Raw genomic sequence first — 26,235 nt, 5'->3', positions numbered from 1 at the left:
ACTCTAGTGAAGGGAATCAATAGCTTTCTGCAAAAAAAGAACAGGACGAGCACTCACTCGTCCTGTCATCCATCACACAATGGTTAAACCAAGGTCTTTTAATTCAAGAGAAACAAGTCTTGCAATCGCATCTGCGCCTTCTTTTGTAAAATGCGTGCGGTCCTCAATTCCTGTTGACAGCATAAAGTAAGAAGTCGTTTTCTCTATACCGGAAATTTGATAAAACTGAAGGCTTACCGTATTTAAATCAACAAGAAGGACTTCTTCTTCATCAGCTAGTTCTTTCATAGCGGCACAGTAATCAGGAAAATCATTGATAAATTCTCCGCCTTTTTCATGAAAACGGCCGACTGGCGTGAGTAAAAGTGGTGTTGCCCCTTTTGCTCTTGCTCCATGAATATATTGAGACAGGTAGCTTTTATACGTCGTGAAAGGATCTGTATGCCGCTCAGGCTTTTCCTTGGAAGCATCATTGTGCCCCATTTGTGTGAAAAGCCAGTCTCCTGGCTGAATGTCAGCCAATATGTCATCAAGGCGTCCTTCTTCAATGAATGTTTTTGAGCTTCTTCCACCAATGGCACGGTTCTCGACGTTCACCCCTTGCGCTGTATAGCGGTGTAAAAACTCTCCCCATCCTCCTTGAACAGGACGATCTGGATATGATGAAACGGTCGAATCACCAGCTAAATAGATGGTTGTCATGTTCATACGCCTCCCTTTTTCATTGAGCCACTTCACCCGAGCGATACGGGCATCCTAGTGGCTGCTGAAAAGATATGAAACAATCAGCATCGCTATTTCAATTATTCTCTTTTTAAAGATCAAAACCCTGCTTACCGGTAGATGTGAATGTGTTAAATATGCGGCGGAAGTTCTATTTTTGATTCCACTGCTTGATGTAACGCCTGAAGCATGTAGCCAATTCCTTTATATGGAGCCAGCGGATAATTTGCTTTTTGATGAGGCTGTAATAAAGGGTCGATCACTTTTCGATATTTCTTTCCACCTAGTACCACCAGTTCATCATATGCGAAAAGATTTTTTTGATGAAATTGCTGGCTCAGTTCTTCTCGTGTGATCTGCTTAGCATGCGGTGTACCAAAAGCAACATCATAATTTTCATGTATGATATCATCTGCCTTTAAGAACCCGTGCTTCGCTGATAAGATCATCCAGTCTGAAAAAAACGTTTGGGCATAGCTTTTCGTACGCTGATGCAGCGGACTTAAATAAACGAGGTTCGCCGGCTGGCTCCCTGCTTCTGGATCGACGTCCCAAATTTTCTTCGCGCCACATGGAATGATACAAACTCGCTTCACTCAGGTTTTCTCCTTCCTTTTTCGATAGATCTGATACACGATACAGCCTAGCGCTGTGCCAAGTGTATTTAAAAGAATATCATCAATATCGCTGCTTCTTGTAATGATACCAGATTGTGAGAACATCCATTGGAGCAATTCGATCATGGTTGACAGGAGAAAGCCACCAAGAACCGCCTTTTGCCAGCGCATGGTTCGAAAGGCTTGATATAGAAAAAAACCGAGTGGTACAAATAACAATATGTTGCCTGCTAAATTTAAAAAGACAAGATTTGGATAGCCGTGATGGTAGGCGTGAAGATTTTGATAAATGGACTGCAAAGGCAAGAGATTAACACTCACCTGATCTCTTGGGGCGGAAAAACGATTTGGAAAGACCGTCAAATATAATAAAACATTCGTATAAATAAACAGACTGGCAAGAACCAATTCTGTCCGCAAATAAATAAAACGATTGTGCTTTTTTGCCTGTCTGTATCTCATATGTAAATAGAGCGGGACGAGCAGGAGAAAATAAGCAATGGAAAACATAGCACTGGATGTCATACAGAAAGCTGCCCCTTTCTCACATGATGATGCTTGACCATATTTACAGCTTATTCAGGCTTGCCCGCATCTATTCATCACTTATTCTCACATTCAATGAAGAGAAAACCATATTGACAAATCGTCATTTTCCCGCTAAACTGAATGACATTCAGTCAGTTAAGGCCGGTGATGATATGTCGAAACGAGAAAAAATTATGCTTGCTGCGATTGATGCGTTTAAAGAAAAAGGAATCGAAAAGACGACCATTTCGGATATTGTGAAAGCAGCAGGAGTAGCGCAAGGAACGTTTTATTTATATTTTCCTTCAAAGCTTTCCGTCATGCCTGCTATCGCTGAACATTTGATCGCACAGATGGTGCCTGCGATCGAAAAGGAATTAACTCAGCATGCAGATGTCCTCGATCAAGCAGATGCGCTTGTTGAATTTATTTTCGCTTTTACAAGGCAATACCGTGATGTCCTTGCCCTGACCTACTCAGGCTTAGCCGCCACCGAGCATTTAAAGGAATGGGAAGATATTTATGAGCCAATTTACAAATGGGTCGCTGCTTTTTTAGAAAAAGCAAAGCAGGACAAAAGGGTCCGTGCGAATTTGAACTGTCAATATGCAGCCAAATTCATTATCGGTTTACTTGAATCTTCTGCTGAGCAAATGTATTTATTTACGGAAACAGACACAGAAGAGGTTCTGATTCAAAAGCGAGAGGTGAAGCAATTTCTTCTTTACGCACTTGGCTTAGAGACACCTTAACTTAGTACAGCACTTGCTGTACGCTCTTTTTTGGTTTCAAAATGACGAATCGTCATTTTTTAAGTTTTAGGAGGAAATACGATGAAAAAAAGCTGGATGTATGTTGCACTCACTTGTTTATTCGAATTACTTTGGGTGTTTGGTTTAAATAGAGCTGATGCTGTGTGGGAATGGGCGGTCATTATCTGCCTGATCCCAGTTGATTTTTATTTTTTAATGAAGGCCTGCGAGAAGCTGCCGACAGGGACTGTGTACGCCGTGTTTGCCGGAGTTGGAACAATTGGTACATCTTTGATGGATTATGCGCTGTTTGGCGGTTCGTTTTCATTAGAAAAGCTCTTATTTATGGGCATTTTAATTCTCGGAATTATCGGACTGAAAGTGTCTGATGGAGATGCACATGAGCAGAAAGGAGAAGCGGTATAAATGGGCTGGTTTTTTGTACTGTTGGCCTCTGCCTGCGAAATCGGCGGCACCATTGGCCTCAATATGTTTAGTAAGAAAAAGCAATTTACGACAGGCATTTTATTTGTCGGCGGGTTTGCCTTATCCTTTTTGTTTTTATACGCCTCGTTCTCTTCCGTTCAAGTCTCCGTTGCCTATACGGTTTGGATTGGACTTGGAACAGCGGGCTCTGTCTTGTTTAATATGATTCTATTTAAAGAGCCGAAAAACATGGTTCGTATACTAAGTTTGCTGCTGATTGTGATTGGTGTGGTTGGGCTCAAGCTGTTTGCGTAATTGAATCACAAGAAAGAAAAAATTTATGATGGTATTAGCCATTACAGTAGCAATAGAAAAAGCAATGGAATTGATGTTCCATTGCTTTTTAAGTTAATTTATATACTTTTCTTGGTACGCTTTAAATTGTTCTTCGTATTTTTGCAGCTTTGCCCCATCAACTTTTGAATTTAATTTCGGTTTTCGCTTTCCAATCACCATCACATCTTTATCTACAATAGGACTTGATAAAAAGATGTATGGCGCAAAACGATCACAATTCGTATTTGGGAGGGTTACGGATAACCTGGCATATTCTTCTGTCGGGAATTGGTTCGAAATTTCAAGTTCCTTGAGTCCCACTAATTCCGATATCGGCTCTAAAGATTCGTTCTTCACTTTTATATTTGATAAACACAGATATGTTAAATTCTTGAGGTATCTTAAAGGTTGAAGAGTATTTAAGTTTAATGAATTAAAAAGACCGCCTGACAATTCTAACCATTCTAAATCAGTTTTTTTCTGCAAAGGGGCTATGTCATTCAACTTTGAAAAATCTGTTATGGATAAAGATTTTAAAAAAGTGTTTTTTGATAAATCCCATAAACTTTGTGCCTTTGTATTCCATTCAAGTGCCAATACCTCAACATCTTTAAGAGAACTGATGATTGATAAATCTTCTACTCTCAGTTCACGCATATAGAGCATTTTGGGATTAACTAAGCTCAAGATCGTATTGAATTCCTTTTGGTTCACTTTGTAAATCCACAATTTCGTCAGATTAGAAAAAGATTTCAACCTTTCAATATTTTTTGTTTTTCCTGTGATTAACAACTCAGTGGAATTTTCATCTACATTGGCTAAATCATGAGCAACTTCTGGTCGTTTATCATGATGAAAAATATATTGGGGGTCTTCTTTTAGCATTCTTCTACCTCCACACCTATAATTAGGGAATATCTAAATAAATTTTATCAGTATTTTGGAGTCAACACATTATTATCCTTAGCACTTTCTGATATTTCTTCTGAAGAAACAGGGGAAGGGATAAAAACTAGATGATCTTCTTTGGTCGTCAATCGTGATTATGACCTCTGTTTTCAATCCATTTTATAAAATCTTTATCATCTAAAATATGGAGCAGTCATTGGAGACTATCTGCTAGGCAGCGGACTTCTACCAATTGATATGCTAATTTTAGTAGATAATAAAGTTAGTAAAATGCCTATATATAAATAAAAGAACTCTAATTCTTATCCGAATTAGAGTCCTCATGATATGACTGATTTTATTTTTCTACCTTAAAATCGAACCCGTTCATCAAAGCCTCTTTTTTTATTTCTCGTTTAATGGGTATCTTGCTGCTCAAGCAAGAAATCCATTGCGTAAATCGATTCGCCTTTCTCATCCAATAAAAAGTACACAATCAAAGGCTCTCCAAAAGCTGCTGTCTGCTGCGCGAACAAAACACAGGTGAATTTTTCAATACCAACTGGCAGCTTTCTTTTTAATAAAGGGTGAAGAATAGGCGAAGCCCGAATTGTATCTACATCAACATCCCAACGTTCGTTTTTTAAAGTTGGATAATGCTCTGATAACAATTGGTGTAACATGCTGGTCGTGAGCGCTGCTTTTCCATCGTATCCATCATTTATTATGTTGGTGTTATACATCCGATGGCTGCTCACCCTTTGAAGCGTTGATTCGTATTCCTTTTAAGACAAATCGTTTCTGACCATCAAGTGTACAAGTGATCAATGTCAGTTCATTTTTCCCGCGATCCTTTAGTACATCCACATCCGTCGGTTCAATCGTAGCTGAGCTGACAATTTTATATTCGTATGTTTCCGCTTGATGATGTAAGACGACCTTTTCTCCTTTCGGCACCTCTGGCAGCTGCCTGAAAAGCCGGTCGCCTCTATACCCTCTATGCCCTGCAATCGTGAAATTCCCTTCACCTGGCATTTGATGAGATTTAATTTGAGTCAGTGCAATACCTAAATTTTCTTTTGTTGTAACAGGAAGCACTTTTTCGTTTAAATCAATTGACGGGATCTCTAGCTCCATCACATCTCGCAGGTCTTCTTCTGACACAGTTAAATGTGGAATAGAAGAAAGGGCATCACTGTCATTTTCTGCAATCATCTTTAATGCCTCTTCCATTGCCGCTGTCTCTTGAGATGTTCGCCACTCATATAGAAAAGGAACGGAGATGAGCATTAGCCCCGCGACCACCAAAAAGCTGCCTAATAAGGTTCTTTTTTTCATCAATACACTCCTTCCTTTTACTGAATGGTTCTTCTTCTAAGAACAAGGAGAATAGTTCCAGACACTACTAGTAAAATCCCTGCATACATCATATAACGCAGCCATTCTTCTCCAGTCTTTGGCAGCTCACCGTTTGAGTCATGAGGCGGATGCTGATCCCCTTTATCTGAAGCTGGAGGATTCGTGTGATCCTCTTCATTCTTCACTGGTGCATTTTTCACAATCATTGTCTTGATCTTCACTTCGCCCATTTGAATTGTAAAAGCGAGCGGCTTCTTTAAAGCTACATAACCATCTGGTGCTTTCGTCTCTGTGAGTATATATTCTCCAGGTGTAAGCCCTTTGACAATCGCTTCTCCGTCTTTTCCTGTTGTCACAGATTTTATGGTTTTCCCGGCTTTTGTACGAATGTCAAAGGCTGCCCCTTTTAAGGTTCTATCTGTCTGCTGGTCTACCTTTATGATACGCAGACTTCCTAAGATCAAGTGATTCTTCGCTGTTAATTGAAGCGGCTTCTGCTGATTTTTCTCAATTGTGAATAGGATCGGCTGATGATCCAATTGATAGCCATGAGGTGCTTTCGTTTCAACGAATTGATATTGTCCCGGTTTTAAATCGTTGATGTGAAGCTTGCCTTTTTGGTCCGTTACAAGTGATTTCTTCAACGTTTTTCCTTCTTTACTCAGAAGAGCAAACTCTGCATTTTCCAGCGTATGTCCCTCATCATCCACTTTGGTCAGTTCCACTGCTCCCGGCGTCAGCTTGTTAATCATTTCTACTTTTGATGGTTTGTCTTGACCTAATCGAATCGTAAAGGTGACAGGTGTCTGATCCAATTCATAGCCGGCAATGCTTGCTGTTTCGACAAATCGATAGGTGCCTGGCTTCAGTTGATCGACTGTTAGTTGACCGTTTTTATCTGTCTTTAAGTCTTTCTTTATACGTTGATCGTGCTCATCAAGCAGATCGAAGGTCACTCCATTGAGCAACTGACCATCTTCTCCTTTTTTCTGAAGCTGCACAGCACTTGTCGTCCGAATATTTTCTTTTGTCACTTTCACCAGTTGATTTGGGTTGAATTCAATCTTAAAGTCTACTGGTTCTGTATCTAGTTTATGTCCAAAAGGAGCCTTCGTTTCAACCAATTGGTAAGCGCCTGGTTTCAAATCGTTGACAGTGATGATGCCTTTCTCATTGGTTGTTAAACCTGACATCAATTCTTTACCATCGTCATTGAAAAGAGTAAATTCTGCGCCTTTCAATCTCTCTTTTTCTTCCCCTATTTTGGTGAGTTCTACAGAACCTTTCTTGAGCTGATTGATGGCCTCCACTTGAATCAATTCTTTTTGACCTAATTCAACTTGAAAGGCAAGTGGTTTCGTACTCAATTCATAGCCTTCAAGACTCTTTCTTTCAACAAATTGATAGGTTCCAGGTTTTAAACCTGTGAAGGTGATCTTTCCATCCTGATTGGTTGTAATCCCTTCTCCTCCTGCCACTATCTTTCCTTTGGCATCAGATAGGTCAAAGACAACTCCTTCTAATGATTTCCCATCTTCTCCTTTTTTGTGTAACAGCACTCCGCCTGTAGTGCGGCTATTTTCTTTTGTCACACTGACCAGCTTCTCAGGGTTAAATGGAATAGCAAAAGTGACAGGTGTTTCGTCAAGCTCATGACCGAATGGAGCCTTCGTTTCAACAAACTGATAGGTTCCAGGTTTCAGATCGTTGACGATGATCTTCCCGTTCTGATCAGTGACGAGACCTGTTTTTATCTCTTTTCCATTTGCATCTACAAGCTTAAATTCGGCTCCTTCAAGCACATCATCCTTTTCACCGAGCTTTGTGAGCTGGACAGCTCCAGTTTTAAGATCATTGATCACTTTGATCTCTGCTGGTGTTTTTTGTGCGACTTCGATGGTAAACGGATAAGGTTTATTTTTCTTTTCGTAACCATCAATACTCTCTGTCTCTACGAGCTGATATTTGCCCGGTTTGAGGTTATCGACAAAAAGCTTCCCATCTTCATCTGTTGTCAAATCTTTACGCACAACTTCGTCATTTTGATCCCTGACTTCAAAGCGAACACCTTGAAGTTTCTCGCCATCTTCCCCTTCTTTCATCACTTCTAATGCACTTGTTTCATATAGGTTCTTTTGCGAAATAACGACTGGTTCCTTTGGATCAAGTGGTACTTCAAATTTGATTGGTGTTTCATCTAACACATAACCATCTGGTGCTTTTGTTTCAATGAGCTGATACGTACCCGGTCTTAGTTCGTTTATCGTGATCTTGCCATTTTCTCCTGTGACAAGCGAACCTTTTAACTCATGCCCGTCTTGATCTAATAGCTTGAACTGTGCACCTTCTAGTCTCTCTCCGCCTTCACCTATTTTGCTCAATTCTGCAGAGCCTTTGATGATGTCATTTACGGCGGTTACAGTTGTTGTTTCTGTTTGATTTTCTTTAATGGTGAACGGCCATTTTTGCTGATTTAATTGATAGCCTTTCGGTGCGTTTGTCTCCACAAAATAATAGGAACCTGGCTCAAGATGTTTGAAAAGAATTTCTCCTTTTTCGTCCGTTTTCAAATGGGTTTGGACGGTCTCTCCAGATTCATTTTTCAGTTCAAATTCTGCATTCTCTAATGCAGCACCTGTCTCTTTGTCTTTTTTCATTAATTTGACATGCTGGCGTATTTCTTGGTTCTGCACCGTCATGCTATTTCCTGTTTTCGCTTGATCTCCTGATTCGTAAGGCTGATCAATCGTTACATGGATCGGTTCCTTCGTCTTAATATAACCATCAGGTGCTTTCTCTTCTGTCACGATATAGTCACCATACAGAAGACGATCAAATCGAAGAGCTCCTTCTTCATCTGTTGCCTTTGTTCCAATGACGATACCACTCGCAGCATCTGTCAGAGAAAAGCTTGCTCCTTTTAGCGCTTTTCCAGTACTTGCATCTACCTTTTTAATGGTTAAAGCACCAATCGCTCCTGTGCCATCTCCCATGCCAGCTGTGCGTTTGACCACAATTGAGGCTTCGGATTCCTTTTTGATTTCTTTTACATTTTCACCTCTAAACGTTACTTCGTTTTGAAGTGTACTTCCCACTTTATCTAAAATGAGAGATTGGTATTCTAAAATATATGGTCTCGTGATTTCTTCTTTAAATTTAATTTGAAAAGAATCTGGATCGAATTCAAGGTCTAGCTCATAATCCTTCCCTTTTTCCAGCTCTTCTCCTTTTGCCACTTGCCCCTTTTCATCTATTGTCGTCGAATAGAGATGAAAGGAGTTTTCTATTATGGCTTGGTTACTGCTTGGATGATCTATAATCGTCGCATCTTGGACGGTTGATTGACCAAAGTTGATATTCAGTTTCCAATCAATGACTTTCCCTTGTTGATTTCCTGATTTGCTCGTGTATTTCCCTCCATTTGGAATGGACACTACAGCATTCACGTCTGATTCTTTTGTCTGTCCATCATAAAGGGTCGCCTTATTATCGTAGGTTTCCTGTACTAAATCCATTCCTTCAACACTTGTTTGATACGTGATTTTGTATGGGGAATCAATGGCTTTTTTGAAAATGACTTCGAAGCCTGTTTCTCCCTTTTCATTTTCAAGGAATTTGATGTCATAATGTTCTTTCGCTAATACTTCTTTTTCTTCTGCTCCATTTTCCCCGCCTTGTAAATCAAGCGAGTAAACGGTGATTGAATCTTTAAGCAAACGCTGATTTCCTTGAATGAAATCCTCGATTTTCGCCTCTTCTAAATGTTTCAAGTTATAGTTCACACCGATATTCCATGTGATCTCTTTTTTCTTTGCATCATAAGTTCCGTTCTTGAATCCATTTGACTGCGTGTATGTGTCAGGCGTGAAGACAGATTGATTTTCCTTCGTCAAATCCTTGCCATCTTCATTTACCCATTCAAGCTTTACATGATTACGCAGGTTCTTTTGATCCTTATCTGCTCTTTTTTCATAATCAAAAGCCGTTGTATATGTGACGGTATGTTCTGTGTTTATTTCTTTCATAAATTGAATATCAAATCCATTTGCATGTTCAACGATTAGATAGTCTGTGCCTTCTTCAAGCACTGAATTGCCTGTCGTTACTTTTAAACTATCTTTTTGCAGCGTCAATCCTTCGTTTGTAAACGTATCTTTTAATATTAGATTGTTCATCGTTTGTTGATCTTTGTTGAAGGTGATACGCCATGGAATGGTCTTGTTCTTGTAATTCGGTGTTCCATGACTTTTCGTTAGGATTTGCTGGTCAATTCTTTGCTTCCCTTGTTTGCTCTCTTTGCCAGCTGTTACCGTATTGATAATCTCTTCAGCTTCAAAAATCCGCTCGGCTGCTTTCGTTTGATAGGTGATGAGATAAGCTGATTGAATATCTTGATTGAATTGCAAGGTAAACCCGTTTTGTTCATCCTTTTTTTGAGGTTGAACTACATAATTTTCAAACGCTTTAGTCCCTGCTTCGTTGCCATTTTGATCAATTGTGACTTCTTTGACTTGAAATGAATCAGAAATCAGCGCCTGTGTGCCGTTAAAGTAGTCTTCTAACAAAGCGTCCTTTTGAGCCAGCTTTTTTTCGTTATAGTTATATCGAATTTCCCATGTAATTGTTTGTGTGACTGGATCGTAGTGAGCGGCTTTTTTATTTAAAGGACTGCCTCTTGTCACATTCACTGTTCCTTCTGCTGAACTGATCACTTTATCACCAGAAACAAGGGACGCTTTATTACGAAATGCAGATTGATCCTGATTCGTAATATCCGTTTCATACATTAAACGGTAAGCTAGATGAACGTCATCTTTAAATTCAATCGTGAAATCTTGACCATCTGCTGTTTGGCCGATTGTGTAGTGGTTTTCGTCAAGCAGCTGACCAATCGATGTTTCGCCATTTAGCTTTGTATCAATACGATAAAGCTTAATTGAATCTTTTTTCAACGCCTGACCTTCTTGAATCGGATCTAACAGTTTCGCTTGTTTCACATCTTCTAAATCCATATTAAAATCTACTGTCCATTGAATGGTTTCAGCATTGTAAGTTCGATTTGGTTCTCCCTTTTTAGAGACATTCGGGCCATTTGGAATGTATTTAATCGGGATGGATATTTTATCCTTTCCTTAAATCGGGGTAATGACCACTTCTTTTTCTTCAGTAATGACAGTTTTTTTATCTAATTGCGTCCACACTTGAAGTGTTCCATGAATATTTGAATATTGTTTAATAAAATCAGTGAACTCGATGGAGGCATTTCCGCTTTCATCTACAGAAAAATAACCAATGGTTGCCTGATTAAATTTCATCTCAAGACGATCGATTTTTTCATAAATCACTAATTCCTCTGGAACCTTGAAATGGAATTCATCCCCGCCATTATAGCTATGACCGTTCGGGATGGCCCACTCATAGTTAATGGAAATCAGTGAGTTGATATCAGGCTTTTCAACTGAATTTCCTTCCTGATCTTCAAATATTAATTTCGCATCAGTGAGGAGATTTTCTTGTATCAGCATTTGTTTTGAAACACTTTGCAGCCCTGCACGCTTGGACACGCTCACTTTGTTTTTTAGTAATTCATCTTCATCGTTTTGTTTCGTTTGAGCGGCTTCTTGATTGTTAGAAGCTTTATCTTTCTCAGATGAGATTGAGTCATCTTTTGGAAGACTTTCTTCACCCTTATTTTGCTTTGTTTTCTCTTCTTGCTGAGTTATACTGGTGACATCGATGTCAATTGATCCTTCTAAATTTGGATCGATCTCAACATCTTCTTTAAATGTCACCGTCACTTCATTTTCTTTTGAAACGGTATACTCGCCAACAGTTATGTCACCCACAGTAATGGGTTCCTTCTGCTCCTTCTCTACCTGGATGGCTGAAGGAAGAGTGAGAACATACGGATATTGTTTTTTTAGATCAATTCCTTTTATAGACCAATGTACAGTGGCCTTTCTTACTTGCTGATCTTCCATGCTTGATAACTTATTGCCTTCGCTATCAGCAAACTCAATATCCCCATAAATGTTTTCTTGAATTTCTTTTGCTTGTGCCCCTGCTAAAGGCAAGATTCCTAATATACTAGACTGTATGACTAGCACTGTAATGAGTGCCAGCGACAATATTCTTTTCAATACATCCACCCTTTTCTAAAATTAATTTTCAACAACGATAAAAAATCATTCGTATACTGTCAGATCAATCACTCCGCTTCTGATCAATATTTTCTAAAAATTGCACCTTAAGACCCTATGAATAAAATGAGTTGATCAATCATGAGCTTGAAAGGTCATCATGAGTAGTGGTTAGAGTAACTGGATTGGGGTCGATAGAAATGGGGAATAGTGAGAGGATCGTGAAAAGATTAAATGTGAATTTTATATTTATACTGGAATGAACAATAAACGATGTGTACATGCATATATAAGCATATATTCACATATGGTTCGTTCATATGAAGAAACAAGCATGTATCATATCGTATGTAAGGTGAGTCAGTTCAGCATTATATAAATCGCATTCCTTTCTACTCCCTTTCATATGGTAATCAAAAAGCTGCTGCGTTTTATTCTTACATTTACCGTTTCAATAGCAAAAAAATAAACAAAATGATCCATTTTTATAGGATTCATGGATCACTTATAACCTTTTAAAAGAAAAATATGGAGAATCAACGAATAACATTTGTTTTTGTCTAATTTTTTTCTCTTTTATCATTAAAAGTGAAGACAAAACACTTTAGCCTAAACATTACAATCATTTCATGCTATATTGAGAACAAAACGTTCTTTATGATGACTTCATCATATAGAGGCAAGCCAAGGGAAGGAGTTAGTTGTTTAATGGAGCTTATTGATAATAAATCAAAGAGATGGATAAACATTTTAAAACTGCTTGTATCAAAAGATAAGTGGTGGAGCCTACAAGAGATATCGAATGAACAAATCGGTTCGGTTCGTGCCATTCAAAGCGATTTAGAACAAATGAAGTCGTTCCAAACAGAGAATGGAGAGCCGTTAATCCACATAAAGCCAAGACAAGGCATATCCATTTGTTATACACAGACGATACGAGTCGACTACTATATCAAAGAAATTCTAAAAGATACGATTGAAATTCGATTGATTGACGGCGTTTTCTTTGAACAAAACAGGTCTTTCTATGAATGGATGGACACGCTGAATATCAGTAGATCCACATTGTATAACACCATTCATAAAATCAATTCGCTCCTTATCTCGTATGACATTGAGTTACGACCAGATAGTATGCAGTTCCATGGAAATGAGAAGGAGATTCGTCAATTTTTTGTGGAATTTTTGTTTGAAGTCTATGGAAGCAGGCTTTGGCCATTCGATGATATTCAAAAGCAAGATGCAGTTGATTTTTTACAAAAACTATTTCAGGTGCTCGAAGTCAATCTACCTGATGTGGCTATAGATAAATTTTGCCTATGGCTCGCCGTTTCCATACACCGAGTGAGGAAAAATTTTTCAATACGACGCAATTATAGGTACTCAATGGATAAGGAAAAACAAACAGCTACAGCTAAAGGTATCTATAATCAAATCAAAAACTTGGAAGAACACGTTTGCCAAATGACAAAGGACACTTTTGGTGTTACGTTGGATCGTCACGAATTTGTCTTTTTACTATTGATTGAACCAGCTATTGGCCATTATAAATCAATTGAAACTGTCGAAGAAAAATTGACGTTCTTTCAATCGCATACACCACACCTCTTCGAAGCCATTCATTCCTTTATCAATCAATTGGAGTTGATTTTTCATCAAGAGGTGGCTAATCGCAAGGTGATGACACTGATTCTTCTCCAATATTATGTGTATTCTAGGGAAATTACCGTAAGAGATGGATTCCTTTTCAAAAAGAAATAGAGGTATTTATCAGAGGTAAAAAAACAGCTTCCTTACTTCTATTCGAGGATTACTCATATCATTCAAGAGTTAAAAACAGACGATATACTTGCTTCTTTTGTGAAAAATGAACGAGAATTGATTCGTATCATTACTTCTAACTGGAGGGGGCTTGTTCATTTGGAAATGGATCGGAGAAACGTGTTGATCATTTTTGTCATTTCAACATTAGGTTATAATCATAGTTTGTTGATTGCAGATTTAATTAAATTAAGATTGCCTCCTCTCATTCATATTTTCACAAGTCCAGAAAATACATTAAATGAACTGACAATGGATCGACTTGGGATTGATATGATTGTGACCGATACTGAGCTTCCTAATCAATTAGGACGGTCTACACTGCTGATCAGCTCTTTTCCAACAAAGAAAGAATTGGACAACTTGCACTCAAGATTGGTTGATATGACAAACTAATATTCACAAGAAAAGCTGCTGAGGAGCTCTCAAGCAGCTTTTTTGCTTCTGTATTAATGAAGCGCTATTTGTTCATTCATCAAATCAATGGCGTAAAGCGATTGCTCATATTCATCTAATAAAAGGTAGACTTTGAGCGGTGCAGCGGTTTGATCTGTCTGCTGCGTGAATAGGACACAAGTGAATTTTTCGATTCCTTCTGGCAGCTTGCTTTTCAGAAAGGGATGAAGAATAGGAGAGATTCGAAGGGTATCAACATCTTTCAGCCAAAGCTCATCTTGTAACGCAGGATAATGGTCAACCAAAAACTGACGAAACACTTCCAATGTACTCAAGGTAGATATCCTCACTTTCTTCTATTTATGGCTTTAAGCTTACCTAAAAACAAACATGTTCAACTCATCCTATGATCTTAGTCCGCCTAGTTTCGCTTACTACTAGAGACACGAATTCCTCTAAAAGATTGTAGATCAACTTTACTGCAATGGGTTTTCAATATGTATGACGTTTACTATATGAAATACGAATTCCAACCGATGGACCTATGATCATATTCTTATCTGTTTCTTTCGTGATGAAACGACAACTTCCTTCTACAAAATTCCATTTTTCTTCAAAAAAGAGGGAGATGGGCAAAAAAGAACAGCTGCTCACTGTTCTTTTAGAAGTTATGAAAGGTCTGTCAAAGAGAACACTTCACCGCTCACTGCATCAACGCCTTCATGACAGTCGAGCTTTCCGCATAAAACATATTGTTTTTGCACATCGTCATAGACGTAGATGGGTGTAAGTTCGAGGCGCTCTCTCAATGTTTCAAAGGCTTCTTTCGGAGATATGGTGATTTCACTAACTGTTTGAGATGGATTGAGTATCCCGCATACTTGAAACATCTCTTTTTTATCTATGTAATTAATGACTTCAAAAGTGCTGGCATCAATGAAGACCTTGATCTTATCCATAAAACCACAGCCTTCTTGCTCATTCGTTTTTAATATCGCTTGGATGTAGCCATGATCACGGTGGAGTGTTTTTAGCACCCACTTCCCTGTATCCTTTGAATATTTTTGTGCCAAAAAGGTTCGAACCGCTTTGATACACGCAGCTTGCTCTTCTTTTGAGATTGGGAAGGTATCTGGTGAAGGCTCCAGTGACAAGGCTTGTTCAGCAGTAATGTCCTCGTTTATATCGATTTCCTTTTTTTCAAAGCCTTTGTTTAACGGTTCATTCCACTCCATCACCTGATTCATGTGTATACAATGTGTTTCTTCACGTCCAATTTCAAACGGTATCGTTCCTGTTCCATCGTTCTTGACATAAATTTCTTCTAACGCATATATAGGGCGGATTCGATTCTGCTCGAAGAATGGCCAATCAAACCGCTGCACTTGCTGCTGGGCTAAATCCTCGATCCTATCAATGGAAAGCACATATTCTTCAGTTTTTAGTCGTTTTTTTGCCATAAATGGCCCTCGATGTATATAGTGAATGAGCTGCCCATGTTCATCCCATTTCACTTCGATTCTGCCTGAAGGCGTCACTTTCACACCATCTATTGCTTCTTCGAAAAAAAGTTCCCCTTTCTCCTTTTGATGCATGTGAAAATGCTCACCATAGACCAATCCTGTTTCTTGTTCGATCCATTGAATGACATAAGCTGGATAAGGTCTCTTAAACGTGACACCATTCTTCGCGAAGGTTTTGTCCATGACAAAAATAACCGATTCAGCTTGGCCTGTATTTAAGTTCACGTCAATCACAGCTGTGCCGTCCGGGTTTAGATCATCGTCCTCGGGTTCAGCTTCATGAGAGGGAAACCATTCCATATTCAATGTATAAACCGTTTCATTGAACATATTGACGTAGCGATGAAAACTGTGTCTTTTTAAATAGTAAAGATCTAAACCAAATTTCGCCTTTGTCTGATCGATCAGTTGTTGAATGTTTGCATTCATTTGTTTCACCTCAACATTCTGTTTTATGGAAGAAAAAAGATGACGATAAATCCGAATATGACAATCACTGATAATAATCCTAAAGCCATTGCCATCATGTTTGATTCCTTTGTAAAGCCTTTTAATCCATGCGCTTCCGTCGATCGGTCGATTTTTCTAAAGCGAAAGAGCATGCTTATATTGATAATGGCTAGAGCCATAACAAATAAGAAAATGAGAAACTTAGGTTCTATATGAAAAAATGGATCTTGCATCGTTTGAAAACTAAATGACTGGAAGAACATTAGTCCGCTCAATATCAATTTCCAAATATTTTCCACTCTTTGTTCTTTCTCCCACTCTTTTCCCAATTTCTCTTTTTCATAAATGGCTACCTGCTCAAATATGGGAATGATAGACTTTGTTGATCCTTTTTTGATCAAGCCGTAAATGCCTTGAAGGAGCATGAAGATTCCTAAACAAAGAAAGAAATATGTAAATTGAATCTCAACTTTTTGAATCAAAACAAAAAAAATCAAGATCATCATGCCAAATAGCAAATTAGAGGTAACTACTTGTTTCGTCCTCATTTTTTTCAGTGCAGCTTGTTCCATGTAATACTCCTCTCCGTTTTAAATGTTTCTGTTGAACGCTCTATCTTTATTACGATTTTACCGAAAAAATGTTTCAATATTTTCCCTTTCCATTGCAGATTCCGTTTTTCTGCGGATCTTAAATTCTTTCATAAATAAAAAATAAGAATTAAACATTCATTTCCATCAGTTCAACGAATGTCTAATTCTTAGAAAACCTACATTTACTTAATTAATTCTATTGTTTTAAATAAAATATCTCGTCATTTCACTTGGGCTGTATTCAATTTGATACGCAGGAGATAATTCACGTTTCACTTCTTTCGTGATACGCTCTCCTTCTTGATTGAACTTCCTTTCCATGTCTACGCCATTTGGCAGCAAATCATCGGTTTCTTCGTCAAACCAGCGACCATACTGTACATTCCAATTCCAAATCTTTGAGAAAAGGGTATCGCTTACTGGTACATCATCTCTTTCTAAATGACATTGACAATGCCCGCAATGAAAGGGTTCACTACCGTAATCTCCTTCAATTTTCACAAAAGGATGATCTACAAACTCTCGACAGCATACCCATTTTTTGAAATTCTGACCGAACTCTGTCAGTTTAATCGAGTAATAACGCATGGAAGTTCGTTTTCCTTTCATGTCAAAAATCCCCTGATCAATTAATATCTTAAGTCGATACTCAATAAAATCATCCCCGATATACTGATCTAAATGACCAATGACTTCCCCTATCAGGCGTGGAGTTACGATGTACTCCTCTTCTGGCGCGGACTGATGAAGCCGCTTAGCCATTTTCACTAAATAAGCATCAAATTCATCTTCTGGTACGCTGATCGTTTGTCCTTTTTGCCATATCCGCAGCGTATGATTTTCTTTAGCAAATGAAAGCCATTCGTTTTGTAATCTTTCTCTTTCTTCTTTTGTCACTGTGTGAATATGCTCTTTACTCTCGTACAAAATTTTAAATTTTTCAGATGCAATTTCTCCGGAATGTCGAATATCCATTCTTCTTGTATTTGTATTGAACAGCTGATCAAATGCTATCGTTATATTGATTACAGACAATTCAACCCTTTTTTCTTTTAATAAATAGACGGCATATCGCAAGCCAATTTGCTCATGGGCATTACTGCCTGTCCAGATGAGAATACGACTGCCTGCTTTTATCTCCTTTATTTGTTGAAGCATTTTATGCTGATCGTTGACCAAGTCATCAAAATAGCCAAATTCATTTGACATCACATTACGCAGCCATTCTATACGGTTCGCTTGTCCTTTATGTTCGTGTAAATGTAGAAGTGGTCCAATCGAATAAATATCATCAAAAGCGATGATATCATCTATTTGATCTTGCTTCATTTCACGTACTGCTTGTTTTAAACTACCGGCAGCTGCCGCCCCAAATATGATATGTATCATCATCCGTCTCCCTTTATCTTACAGTTTATTTCATCTTCACCTATTCATGGTTCTTACGTCAATTCTATTGAGTCAATTTCATTCAAAAGTATGACAAGGAGATCAGGTATTTACAGAAGTAATAAAGCAGAACTGCAGAGATAAGAATTTTTATAAAAAAAGCCCACGAAATGGGCCAAGGAACTACCCGAAATAAGTAGTTCCCACAATACAATACTAAATTTGTATGTTCACTAGTGAATCGATCATGTTATCTACCTTGCTCCATCACCTTCAAACTCTTCTGCTGAGAGATTCTGTCAAACGCCACCATCAAGATGGTCATGAGTAAAGCGAGAAGAACCGTTCCAGCGCTGATCCAGCTTAGGTGCAATATAGATGTCCTGCTCAATACAAGCCCTCCTAACCCCGAGCCTAAAGCAAATCCGAATTGAATAAACGATGTATTGACACTTAATGCGATATCAGGAGATTTGGGTACAAGTGTGACGAGATACAGCTGCTGAGCTGGCGATGTGCTCCATGTAGCGATCATCCATATCATGATCACCGCCACCATAACCACGAGATTCCCTGTCACAAATGCTAGCAGCATCAGCATGATGATTTGCAGAATAATTCCGGAGAAAATCGTGAATGTTGGGCCTTTTTTATCTGCTGCAACCCCTCCAAGACTGGAGCCCAAAAAGCTGCATATTCCCGCTAGTAATAAAATGCCGCTGATTTCTGTTATGCTAAGGTTTGCTGATTCTTGCAGGAAGGGCGTTAAATAGGTAAATAAAGTGGAATATCCGCCTACATAAAAGAGTGTAACTGCCACTGCAAGCAAAATTCTCTTATCTTTTAATATCGATAATTGCATACCTAGCGTCACCGGTTCTTGTTCTTTCATAGAAGGGATGCGCCTATACACAACAATCAGCGGAATGAGCGTGATCAATCCAATAGCTGCGAATAATGCTTTCCATCCAATCATGCTGCTTAGAAATGTCCCGATTGGAACACCTAAAACTAAGGAGCTGCTTAATCCCATTAAAATGATGCCAATCGCTGTTCCTCTTTTTTCTCGTTCGACAAGGCGAGTAGCCACAGCCATTGCCACCACAATGGCCGTCCCCCCACTAATTCCTTGTAAAACCCTAGTCATCAGCACCCTTTCAAACGAATGGCTGACACTTGTGATGATATTACTTAAAGTAAAAATGATCAGCATCCATGATAATATTTTTCTGCGGTCGATATTGATGGTCAGTGCAATGACAATCGGCGCGCCGATTGCTGCTGAGAGCGCTAATGATGTGACCAATAAACCAGCAGCAGATGTCGTGACCTGTAAATCATCTGCGACCATTTGAATAATTCCTGTAATGATATATTCGATCGTTCCAATTAAAAAGGCTGCTAAAGCAAGTAAATACACAACGGCTTTATTTTTCATCGTGGCTTTTCTCCTTTGGGCAATGTTTACGATTTGACTTCATTTTTTATAGGAATTTGAATTTCAATGAGTCTGCCTTCCTCATTTTCTGCCAACGGGTAATAAATCTCTCTCCCCGGCTGATCTTCTTTCACGCGGTATCCGTTATGTTCGATCCATGTCGCCAGATCAACACAAGCAGATTGTGCAAATGGAGAATCTGAATGAAATAAGAGCGTCGCCATAGTTTCTTCAGCTGGTAACGTACGCATCGTGATACCCTGAGGCAGAGAGCTCCTTAGCGCTTTCGCTGAATATCCCACCTCAAATTCGAACTCACTTTCTTTAGCAATTGATTCCCTCCACAGCACGATTTGCGGCTCAGAGTTCAAGTCTTGCGGATGTTTATGTAACAAATGATGAAACGTTTGAAAGAATGTTGGGATTTCGTCAACAGTTCCGTTGGATTGAAAAGACATGATGCGTTTGCTTTCAACCGATTTGATGATGACTTCCTGCGCTTTTTCAACACACCCCTCTCGTTTGATGAGGTGCATCCGCTCCTTAATACGCGCTAATTTCTGTTGTTCTCTCTCGATCAATTGCTGAATCTCACTCTCTTTCAAGAGAAACATGCCCTGAATCTGCTCGACAGAAATATCTTCACGAAGAAGCTGCCCCATTTGCTTTAACGTAAAACCTAATTCCTTGTAAAGAAAAATTCGATTAACCTCAAGCAGCTGCTCAGCTGAATAATACCGGTATCCGGAATCTTGATCGATCTGCTTAGGCTTTAATAAATCTATTTGGTCATAATACCTTAAGGTTTTGACAGGGACTTTACTTAACATAGAAAAATCACCGATTTTGAACATCCTGCATCTCCTCCGATTTGTTGATCTGATCAAAGTATAAACCTTTCAGTAAAGGGGAAAGTCAATAGAAGAATTTTAAACATGTCGATTCAAACAAAAAAAGCACTATTTTCAAATAGTGCCTGAAACGAAATTTTTTCAATTCATTTTCCGAAAGTTATTTGATAAAATTGAGCGCACACCACCATCACATCATCGTTTAAATTTGTTCAATCATTCTCCAAACGTTCCAATCTTTCAAGCCACTTGACAATAGCTCCGTTTGTAAAGAAATCGAGTATGACACCATCGCAAAATCGTTCAGCTCTCAGAACCCCCATGATGAGAGCCAGTACACACTGCGCATTTACATTTGAGGTGTCCACATTCTCCATATCGTTCGTTCCATCCTCTATGCCATTTTCTTTGAGGATCTCACTGTAGCGGGTAAGCTCCATTTCTTGATGTTGTTCTGCAAAGGTATAGACATCCTCGATAAAACGACGGACCGTTTCGGAATAATTCACAAAGGGCGTCTGAATCGGGTGTTCTGCTGTTCCATCATTTTCTTTATCTATTACCCATTCACCAATATCATCGACTTGAAGCATAGGGATATAGTTTGTTAAGATTTTAAATTGACTCAATCTCATCCTCCACCTTTCCATGAATTAAAAATTCTTTGATCGACCTCTCTGAGTAAGTTAATAAAAAGTCCGTGATGATCGTACAAACTAGAAGCCAGTATTCAAATCACGACCCATTTTTATTCATTTCACTTTTTACACTCGTACCATCGATACAATTGCCTCCACATGCACGGTATTAATCATCTTGCTCGTCAACGTTTATGTGTCATATTAAATAATAAGCTGATACCAGCTGTGAATAAAGCGTCAAGGAATTTATAAGACGATTCTCAAATATAAAAACACCTCTGTCACATCGTTGCGAAGAGGTTATGTTCACTATTTAGTCTTTATACTTCTTAGAAAGGCACTTCTGTTCTGTGTTGCATTTGTCAGCATAGTCGCATTTTCATTAAGCTTTTGCACTAATGCTTCTTTACCTTTCCCTTCAAATGAAGAGAGCAAAGCAACATACACTTCAGCAACAACCTGTTGTGCTGAATAAAAATCTGATGCGTTTTTGGTGTCTTCTTTTAGGTTCTGACAATGAGTTTTTAAACTTGAACCCACTATATTTTTTAATTCCTCATTCTGTTGTAATCGTCTGTAAAACTCATCTGCATCCATATTCACTCCATATGGCAATTAAAATCCCCCTTACAACCGTAACCATCTTGCTAATTCATTATTCTTATCTTTTAAATCCTCCGCCATTTTCACAATAAACTCACTAATATCCTCTAAATCTCTAATCAAATAATGTAGAGAAGCCTCAGTTTCATAGTGTTCTTCTGAGTCATAAAATGCTGCCCCATCTTTCACATAAGGCGCGTGATACAATATAGCTTTTTCAACGTCACTTGGATCTAAATCCTTGAATTCTCCTAATCTCTTTCCGCAAATAGATTTCACTTCATCAACCATTTTGCTGTGATCATGAGGGAATTGTTCAATTACTTGTTTTTTTGTTTTTAAGTCTTCGATAGCTGCCTGTAATCGCTGAGCTAATTCTTTTGCATATTTGATATCCACTTTGATGGTTTGTCCATTTATACCTGAATAAGATGAGAACGATTCCGATATTCTGGTTATACACACCTTTGCTTCCATCCACACTTTTGATATGACCATTCTTATCAAAAGTAAAGTTCGACTCATTTAAACTATGAGTATCCGGATTTTTTGCAAATGCTTGGCCATAGAAGGAATTAATCAAATTTCCTAAAACCCCAGGAACACCAAGCGGTGACATAAACCGATCTATACGCTCTCTTCGTGATTGACTAGGATCTTTCGTATAAATGGTCGTTCCGTTGTGCCGGTCATATTCTAATAACCAACCTGAACCCACCATATCATCCGGATTAATGATGGCTTTATGATACAAATCAAATTCGCCGTTTCTGATTTTCTTCTGTGTTTCTTCATCATGCAGCTTAACAATGGAAGGATTGTTAAAAGCTACACTGTAAACATGATTGTTTACACCAGCGTATTCCGCATCTGCCCCTCCAAGTGAGTGACCCGTTGTCGAAATGACTGTGTTCGTGCCAGCATACTTTTTCACTTCATTGGCGACGAGCTGATCACCTTGATCAAATTGAGAGGTCTTAGTGACAATTTTGTATTTCCCACTTTTCATCAACATGGCTTGTTCCATACTACCGTTATACTTGGCAATCGCTTTAGCGTGTTCAGACGCCTCTTTTTTCATAATGTATTTGACTTTCTTTTTCGGGTCTTTCCCCATCACCACGTTGCCGCCATCTGCACTTATCACATCAGCTTTGATTTGTTCTTGATTTGTTCTTGATTTGTTCCTTGAAAACCTACGACAACATTCTCAGGCTCTTTTGGTTTAACTCATTTACCTTCTTTTTTCTTTGCTTGGACAAATACATACACATCTAGCCCTGTGTCTGGGTCTTTTTTGATTTTATCTATGAAATATTGATTTCCTGAGTTAATCTTCACGGGCATGTTTTTTGAGAAATGTTTTTTCAAATACTCATCTCGATAAGTTAGTTGACTAATACTATAATAATCTTGGTCAGATATATTAGGAATCTTGACCTTCTTGCTCATATACATTGACACACTCCTCATGTAAAATAAGCACTGAAAGGATGGTTTTATGAAAAAATACATTATTATCCTGTTTTCAGAAAAATCATCATTATAACACTTGGAGGAATATATATGAAACACCAATATGATGAAAAGCAAGATGAAATTAAGACTGCAGAACTAGAACTATTTGATAAAGCTAAAAAACGAATGACTAATTACATAAATGCTAACTATGAAGGAATAGGTAAAATTGACTTCTCCGAAAAATATGAAATAGACCCAATGGGTGGTATTAACGCAGAGGGGTATTTGAACGGTAACAGAGAAAAAGGGTTTTGGGGGATTTATGACAAGTCAAATGACACTATAACATCGTCTTATGTTGATGCTAAAGAAAAGCCAGAATGCGAAGATAAAGTATGCGAGTATTGAAAAGAGGATAAATCATCAAATAAACAAGGCCTCCATCCATTTAGACTGAAATAACAGAATGAGACACAAATAAAACACCCTTATTAGGCTGACATGCTATCAAATGTTTTTGGTGCGTGGTAGCCTAATTTTTCTTGGATACGCTCTTCATTATAATACTTGATGTAACGATCGATTCGTTGCCTGACACCTTTTTCTGATATAGAGATACATTTGTCTGGAACCACACCCGTCTCATTGAAAAATCCAATCAGCTTTACAACGAGCTACTGGAAACAAAAATTATTCCAGAGATTGAAAAGGAAAATGAAGGGCAGCTTTCAGTTAAGGAATTAACACAAGTGGCTGAAGTTTTAGAAGAAGTGGTACAAGACTATACGAAGGAAATTGAAAAAAATGACGATGTAAGCAAGCGTAAAAAGTTACGTAGCCAGCGGAAGTTTCCCAAACAAAGCCTCAAACAAATTCAGGAATGGATTTCACGTAAACGCAAATATGAAAAAGACTTTAAAATTTTTGGTGAACGCAATAGTTATTCAAAGACAGATCCAGACGCGACCTTTATGCGTATGAAAGATGATTATATGAAAAACGGTCAACTCAAAGCAGGTTACAATATTCAGATCGGAACCGAAAGGCTATATACGCTTGGTTACAGCATTTTTCCTAATCCCACAGACACGAAAACACTCATTCCGTTTTTGGATCAGATGGAAAAGGGGTTCTTTACCCAAGCATATCGTTGCAGATGCGGGTTATGGAAGTGAACAGAATTACGAAGATATTTTGTTGAAATGCGAACGTATTCCATGGATTACGTATAACCAATTCCGAATGGAGCGAAAAAAGAAGTATAAAAATGATCCTTTCCAAACTGCAAATTGGGAATATGATACCCAGGAAGATGCATACACATGTCCCAATGGTAAAAAGCTACGGCTTTCGCAACGATTCAAATCGAACAGATAAGAGTGGATTTAGGCGTCAATTCAAAGTGTATGAGTGTGAATGTGAGATGGGAACAACAAAAAGAATATGTAAGGAATAAACTTCCAGAAGAAGAAACAGGAACAATCTATGGACAGTGAAAAATTGACGTAGAGCCTGTATTCGGATTTCTGAAGGCGATTTTAGATTTCACACGATTTTCAGTTCGTGGGAAACCGAAGGTTGAAAATGAAAAGGGGTTTGCACTCATGGCAGTAAATTTAAGAAAGTATGTAGCAAGAGGGTAATCTCTCTTGTTAATTTTAAAAAAATAACGTAAAAAAAGTGAAATCAAAATTGCGATTTCACTTTTTTTCTCTAGAGGCTTAGGTTATGTCCCAGCCTCTTGTATACTGATAATAAATTGAGAATCTTAGCACCCTATCATTGTTTAGTCCTGTTGAAAAATCGAAACGAATTCTATTAATATTAAGATGAGGCACATCCCAAAAGAAAAGTTTGATAAATGAATATCCAGCAACACTATCAGAACGAAAAGATTGAATGCTGGTTAATATTTATTCAATCTTATTCTTTTTTTCAGGTCCCTTTCTTTTCATTAAAACTAACTAAATTGACTCTATCTTCCGTCCAACGATGCAGCACAACCCGATTGAAGTTTATATGAAATCCTTATCTCAGTCTATGATACATTCCTGCTCAAGACGAATCCTCCGCTCTATCATGGTTTCCAGTACCGGAAGCCAATCCGCATATTGTGGTTCACTCAACGCATGAAGTAGCTGATTAGCATAATCTTCACTGACCGGCGCTGCTTGTGATTCGTACTGGAGTAACGTATCCACTCCCATCCGATAAGGTCGAAGCTCGGAGAAAAAATTGGATTGAATCCACTTGAAAATTCGGATTCCCCCAAGGTCGATATCACCCCAGTGGAACAGTTCTGGTGGATTTGACGCTTCATTTACGACCTGACTCAGCTTTCGGAGAAAGCTTTGCAAGACACGATTTGGGTACCCTCCTGTGTAGATAACAAGAACCTCATCAGCACGAACCGAAGGCTGCTCTAGATAATGATGATAGCTCGTCAAATTCTCAATGGTAAGAATTTGACGAGCAGGCATAAAGAAATCCGTTATCATATCTATCGTCTCACCGGAAATCCCAAGACCGCCCGGAAATGCGCTAGTGTCAACCTGCTTGCCTTCGCGGGTTCGAAAGACAAGTGAGCCACATAAAAAGACACTCTGAGGATTACGAGTAAGACCAAGCCAATCCAACCATTCCTCTTCTGTCTCTCTCTGCTCACCGGAAGCTTGCTTTGCCAGAGAAATCAGCCGTTTAAGCGTCTGACGTTCCAGATGCTTCGTATCTCGAAATAACCACTGGCTAAAGATGCGAATTGGCACTGCACGATCACCAAGCAGTGGCAACTCGTTCAACGTGTGAACTAGATCAACCGTTCCTTGCACATCATCTGGATCGAGGCGAACAGCCTTGCCTTGCGCTAATGAATCGTCCATTTCCTGTCGCCACTTTTGAACCCAACCCCACGGATGAGAAGTCAACGGAATAAGAGAAGCCCGCAGTTGCTTCATTTTGGTGCGCAAAGGAGTACGACCGGAAATTCGGTAAGCCTCCTCTATAGCTTGCCATTGCAAATATACTTTCTCTATTTCGTCCGAACGATATTTAGCCATTGTAAGTTGAACTACATCTTCCTGCTCTAACTCAACTAGCCTTTCGTTCATCCAATGACGCTTTCGAAAGTCCATCTCATCGTTGTAATCACGAGCAAAAGGACTTTTCCCAATCGTGAGTTGGGGCCGCATTTTTCCAGGAATACCTGTAACAAATGATTGGCTTTGTTCATATTTGCTCAGAAGCAAGGTCAGCAAGTCCTTGCCAAATTTCTGCTTAAAGCTTATTTCGTTTGCTTCCATA

Annotated in this window: 23 protein-coding genes and 2 pseudogenes; 7 read left to right on the top strand and 18 right to left on the bottom strand. The window is 38.7% G+C overall.

The genetic code is table 11. The features are described 5' to 3' along the window. Nucleotides 1–72: 72 nt before the first annotated feature. From NSS80_RS04175 to NSS80_RS04165, 3 genes are all read right to left on the bottom strand, one after another. The gene (locus NSS80_RS04175; protein WP_317222667.1) at nt 73–702 is read right to left on the bottom strand and encodes a rhamnogalacturonan acetylesterase; all 630 of its coding nucleotides are present in this window, start codon (nt 700–702) and stop codon (nt 73–75) included. A 152-nt stretch (nt 703–854) separates the two neighbouring features. After that, nucleotides 855–1,319 carry a DUF6884 domain-containing protein gene (locus NSS80_RS04170; RefSeq protein ID WP_041116240.1) on the bottom strand — a complete coding sequence of 155 codons (465 nt, stop codon included), beginning with the start codon at nt 1,317–1,319 and terminating at the stop codon, nt 855–857. After that, nucleotides 1,320–1,865, bottom strand: coding sequence for a VanZ family protein (locus tag NSS80_RS04165; protein ID WP_034283737.1), 546 nt, complete (start codon nt 1,863–1,865; stop codon nt 1,320–1,322). It abuts the gene before it with no gap. A gap of 176 nt (nt 1,866–2,041) precedes the next feature. Here NSS80_RS04165 and NSS80_RS04160 point away from each other — a divergent pair, with 176 nt between their 5' ends. The 3 genes from NSS80_RS04160 (at nt 2,042) to NSS80_RS04150 (ending at nt 3,361) form a co-directional block, all read left to right on the top strand. Then, a complete protein-coding gene (locus NSS80_RS04160) occupies nt 2,042–2,620 on the top strand; it encodes a TetR family transcriptional regulator (protein ID WP_046314349.1) in 579 nt (192 codons plus the stop codon). An 81-nt stretch (nt 2,621–2,701) separates the two neighbouring features. After that, nucleotides 2,702–3,046 carry an SMR family transporter gene (locus NSS80_RS04155; protein ID WP_034283735.1) on the top strand — a complete coding sequence of 115 codons (345 nt, stop codon included), beginning with the start codon at nt 2,702–2,704 and terminating at the stop codon, nt 3,044–3,046. Further along, complete coding sequence (locus NSS80_RS04150; RefSeq protein ID WP_041116238.1) at nt 3,047–3,361, top strand: multidrug efflux SMR transporter; 315 nt, start codon at nt 3,047–3,049, stop codon at nt 3,359–3,361. A gap of 93 nt (nt 3,362–3,454) precedes the next feature. On the opposite strand, the gene NSS80_RS04145 is transcribed toward NSS80_RS04150, so the two are convergent. From NSS80_RS04145 to NSS80_RS04125, 5 genes are all read right to left on the bottom strand, one after another. Next, a complete protein-coding gene (locus NSS80_RS04145) occupies nt 3,455–4,267 on the bottom strand; it encodes a leucine-rich repeat domain-containing protein (protein WP_251232612.1) in 813 nt (270 codons plus the stop codon). A 419-nt stretch (nt 4,268–4,686) separates the two neighbouring features. Then, nucleotides 4,687–5,013 (bottom strand): hypothetical protein, encoded by a 327-nt coding sequence (locus NSS80_RS04140; RefSeq protein ID WP_034283728.1) that lies wholly within the window; start codon nt 5,011–5,013, stop codon nt 4,687–4,689. Next, nucleotides 5,006–5,608 carry a class D sortase gene (locus NSS80_RS04135; RefSeq protein ID WP_317222674.1) on the bottom strand — a complete coding sequence of 201 codons (603 nt, stop codon included), beginning with the start codon at nt 5,606–5,608 and terminating at the stop codon, nt 5,006–5,008. Before NSS80_RS04135 ends, NSS80_RS04140 begins: the two co-directional genes overlap by 8 nt. Nucleotides 5,609–5,625: 17 nt before the next feature. Continuing rightward, the gene (locus NSS80_RS04130) at nt 5,626–10,728 is read right to left on the bottom strand and encodes a SpaA isopeptide-forming pilin-related protein (RefSeq protein ID WP_342498478.1); all 5,103 of its coding nucleotides are present in this window, start codon (nt 10,726–10,728) and stop codon (nt 5,626–5,628) included. 33 nt (nt 10,729–10,761) lie between these two features. After that, nucleotides 10,762–11,769: an Ig-like domain-containing protein gene (locus tag NSS80_RS04125; RefSeq protein WP_241770672.1), complete on the bottom strand. Its 1,008-nt coding sequence runs from the start codon at nt 11,767–11,769 to the stop codon at nt 10,762–10,764. Between the two features lie 708 nt (nt 11,770–12,477). Here NSS80_RS04125 and NSS80_RS04120 point away from each other — a divergent pair. Together NSS80_RS04120 and NSS80_RS04115 are read left to right on the top strand one after the other, a co-directional pair. Further along, nucleotides 12,478–13,530: a helix-turn-helix domain-containing protein gene (locus NSS80_RS04120; RefSeq protein WP_241770671.1), complete on the top strand. Its 1,053-nt coding sequence runs from the start codon at nt 12,478–12,480 to the stop codon at nt 13,528–13,530. 159 nt (nt 13,531–13,689) lie between these two features. Then, on the top strand, nt 13,690–13,986 hold the full coding sequence (locus NSS80_RS04115; protein WP_241770670.1) for a hypothetical protein: 297 nt from the start codon (nt 13,690–13,692) through the stop codon (nt 13,984–13,986). A 53-nt stretch (nt 13,987–14,039) separates the two neighbouring features. Here NSS80_RS04115 and NSS80_RS04110 read toward each other — a convergent pair whose 3' ends face one another. The 9 genes and pseudogenes from NSS80_RS04110 to NSS80_RS04070 all read right to left on the bottom strand — a co-directional run bounded on the left by NSS80_RS04110 (nt 14,040) and on the right by NSS80_RS04070 (nt 22,926). Continuing rightward, nucleotides 14,040–14,321, bottom strand: a complete 282-nt coding sequence (locus NSS80_RS04110; protein ID WP_024425245.1) for a hypothetical protein — start codon at nt 14,319–14,321, stop codon at nt 14,040–14,042. Nucleotides 14,322–14,654: 333 nt separating this feature from the next. Then, nucleotides 14,655–15,938, bottom strand: coding sequence for a hypothetical protein (locus NSS80_RS04105; protein WP_041116229.1), 1,284 nt, complete (start codon nt 15,936–15,938; stop codon nt 14,655–14,657). A 23-nt stretch (nt 15,939–15,961) separates the two neighbouring features. After that, the gene (locus NSS80_RS04100; RefSeq protein ID WP_034283720.1) at nt 15,962–16,531 is read right to left on the bottom strand and encodes a hypothetical protein; all 570 of its coding nucleotides are present in this window, start codon (nt 16,529–16,531) and stop codon (nt 15,962–15,964) included. Nucleotides 16,532–16,756: 225 nt separating this feature from the next. Continuing rightward, on the bottom strand, nt 16,757–17,941 hold the full coding sequence (locus tag NSS80_RS04095) for a DUF1835 domain-containing protein (RefSeq protein WP_041116227.1): 1,185 nt from the start codon (nt 17,939–17,941) through the stop codon (nt 16,757–16,759). A gap of 250 nt (nt 17,942–18,191) precedes the next feature. Next, entirely contained in the window at nt 18,192–19,379 is a 1,188-nt protein-coding gene (locus NSS80_RS04090; RefSeq protein ID WP_342498426.1) for an MFS transporter, read from the bottom strand. Nucleotides 19,380–19,405: 26 nt separating this feature from the next. Beyond that, nucleotides 19,406–20,233: a MerR family transcriptional regulator gene (locus NSS80_RS04085; RefSeq protein ID WP_041116225.1), complete on the bottom strand. Its 828-nt coding sequence runs from the start codon at nt 20,231–20,233 to the stop codon at nt 19,406–19,408. A 209-nt stretch (nt 20,234–20,442) separates the two neighbouring features. Next, nucleotides 20,443–20,859: a DUF6508 domain-containing protein gene (locus NSS80_RS04080; protein ID WP_080769800.1), complete on the bottom strand. Its 417-nt coding sequence runs from the start codon at nt 20,857–20,859 to the stop codon at nt 20,443–20,445. 321 nt (nt 20,860–21,180) lie between these two features. After that, nucleotides 21,181–21,486, bottom strand: a complete 306-nt coding sequence (locus NSS80_RS04075) for a hypothetical protein (protein WP_041116222.1) — start codon at nt 21,484–21,486, stop codon at nt 21,181–21,183. Between the two features lie 12 nt (nt 21,487–21,498). Then, a pseudogene (locus NSS80_RS04070) lies at nt 21,499–22,926 on the bottom strand (lipase). A 114-nt stretch (nt 22,927–23,040) separates the two neighbouring features. On the opposite strand from NSS80_RS04070, the gene NSS80_RS04065 reads away from it, so the two are divergent. Together NSS80_RS04065 and NSS80_RS04060 are read left to right on the top strand one after the other, a co-directional pair. Beyond that, complete coding sequence (locus NSS80_RS04065) at nt 23,041–23,343, top strand: DUF1433 domain-containing protein (RefSeq protein ID WP_041116219.1); 303 nt, start codon at nt 23,041–23,043, stop codon at nt 23,341–23,343. Nucleotides 23,344–23,576: 233 nt separating this feature from the next. Next, nucleotides 23,577–24,578: pseudogene (locus NSS80_RS04060) on the top strand (transposase); the annotation flags it as partial. 390 nt (nt 24,579–24,968) lie between these two features. Here NSS80_RS04060 and NSS80_RS04055 read toward each other — a convergent pair. After that, nucleotides 24,969–26,234 (bottom strand): Wadjet anti-phage system protein JetD domain-containing protein, encoded by a 1,266-nt coding sequence (locus NSS80_RS04055; RefSeq protein WP_041116218.1) that lies wholly within the window; start codon nt 26,232–26,234, stop codon nt 24,969–24,971. Nucleotide 26,235: the final 1 nt, after the last annotated feature.

Origin of the sequence: Bacillus sp. FSL M8-0350 (genome assembly GCF_038593345.1) — a bacterium.
Lineage (GTDB): Bacteria > Bacillota > Bacilli > Bacillales > Bacillaceae > Bacillus > Bacillus safensis.
This window is presented reverse-complemented; position numbering and strand designations above follow the sequence as displayed.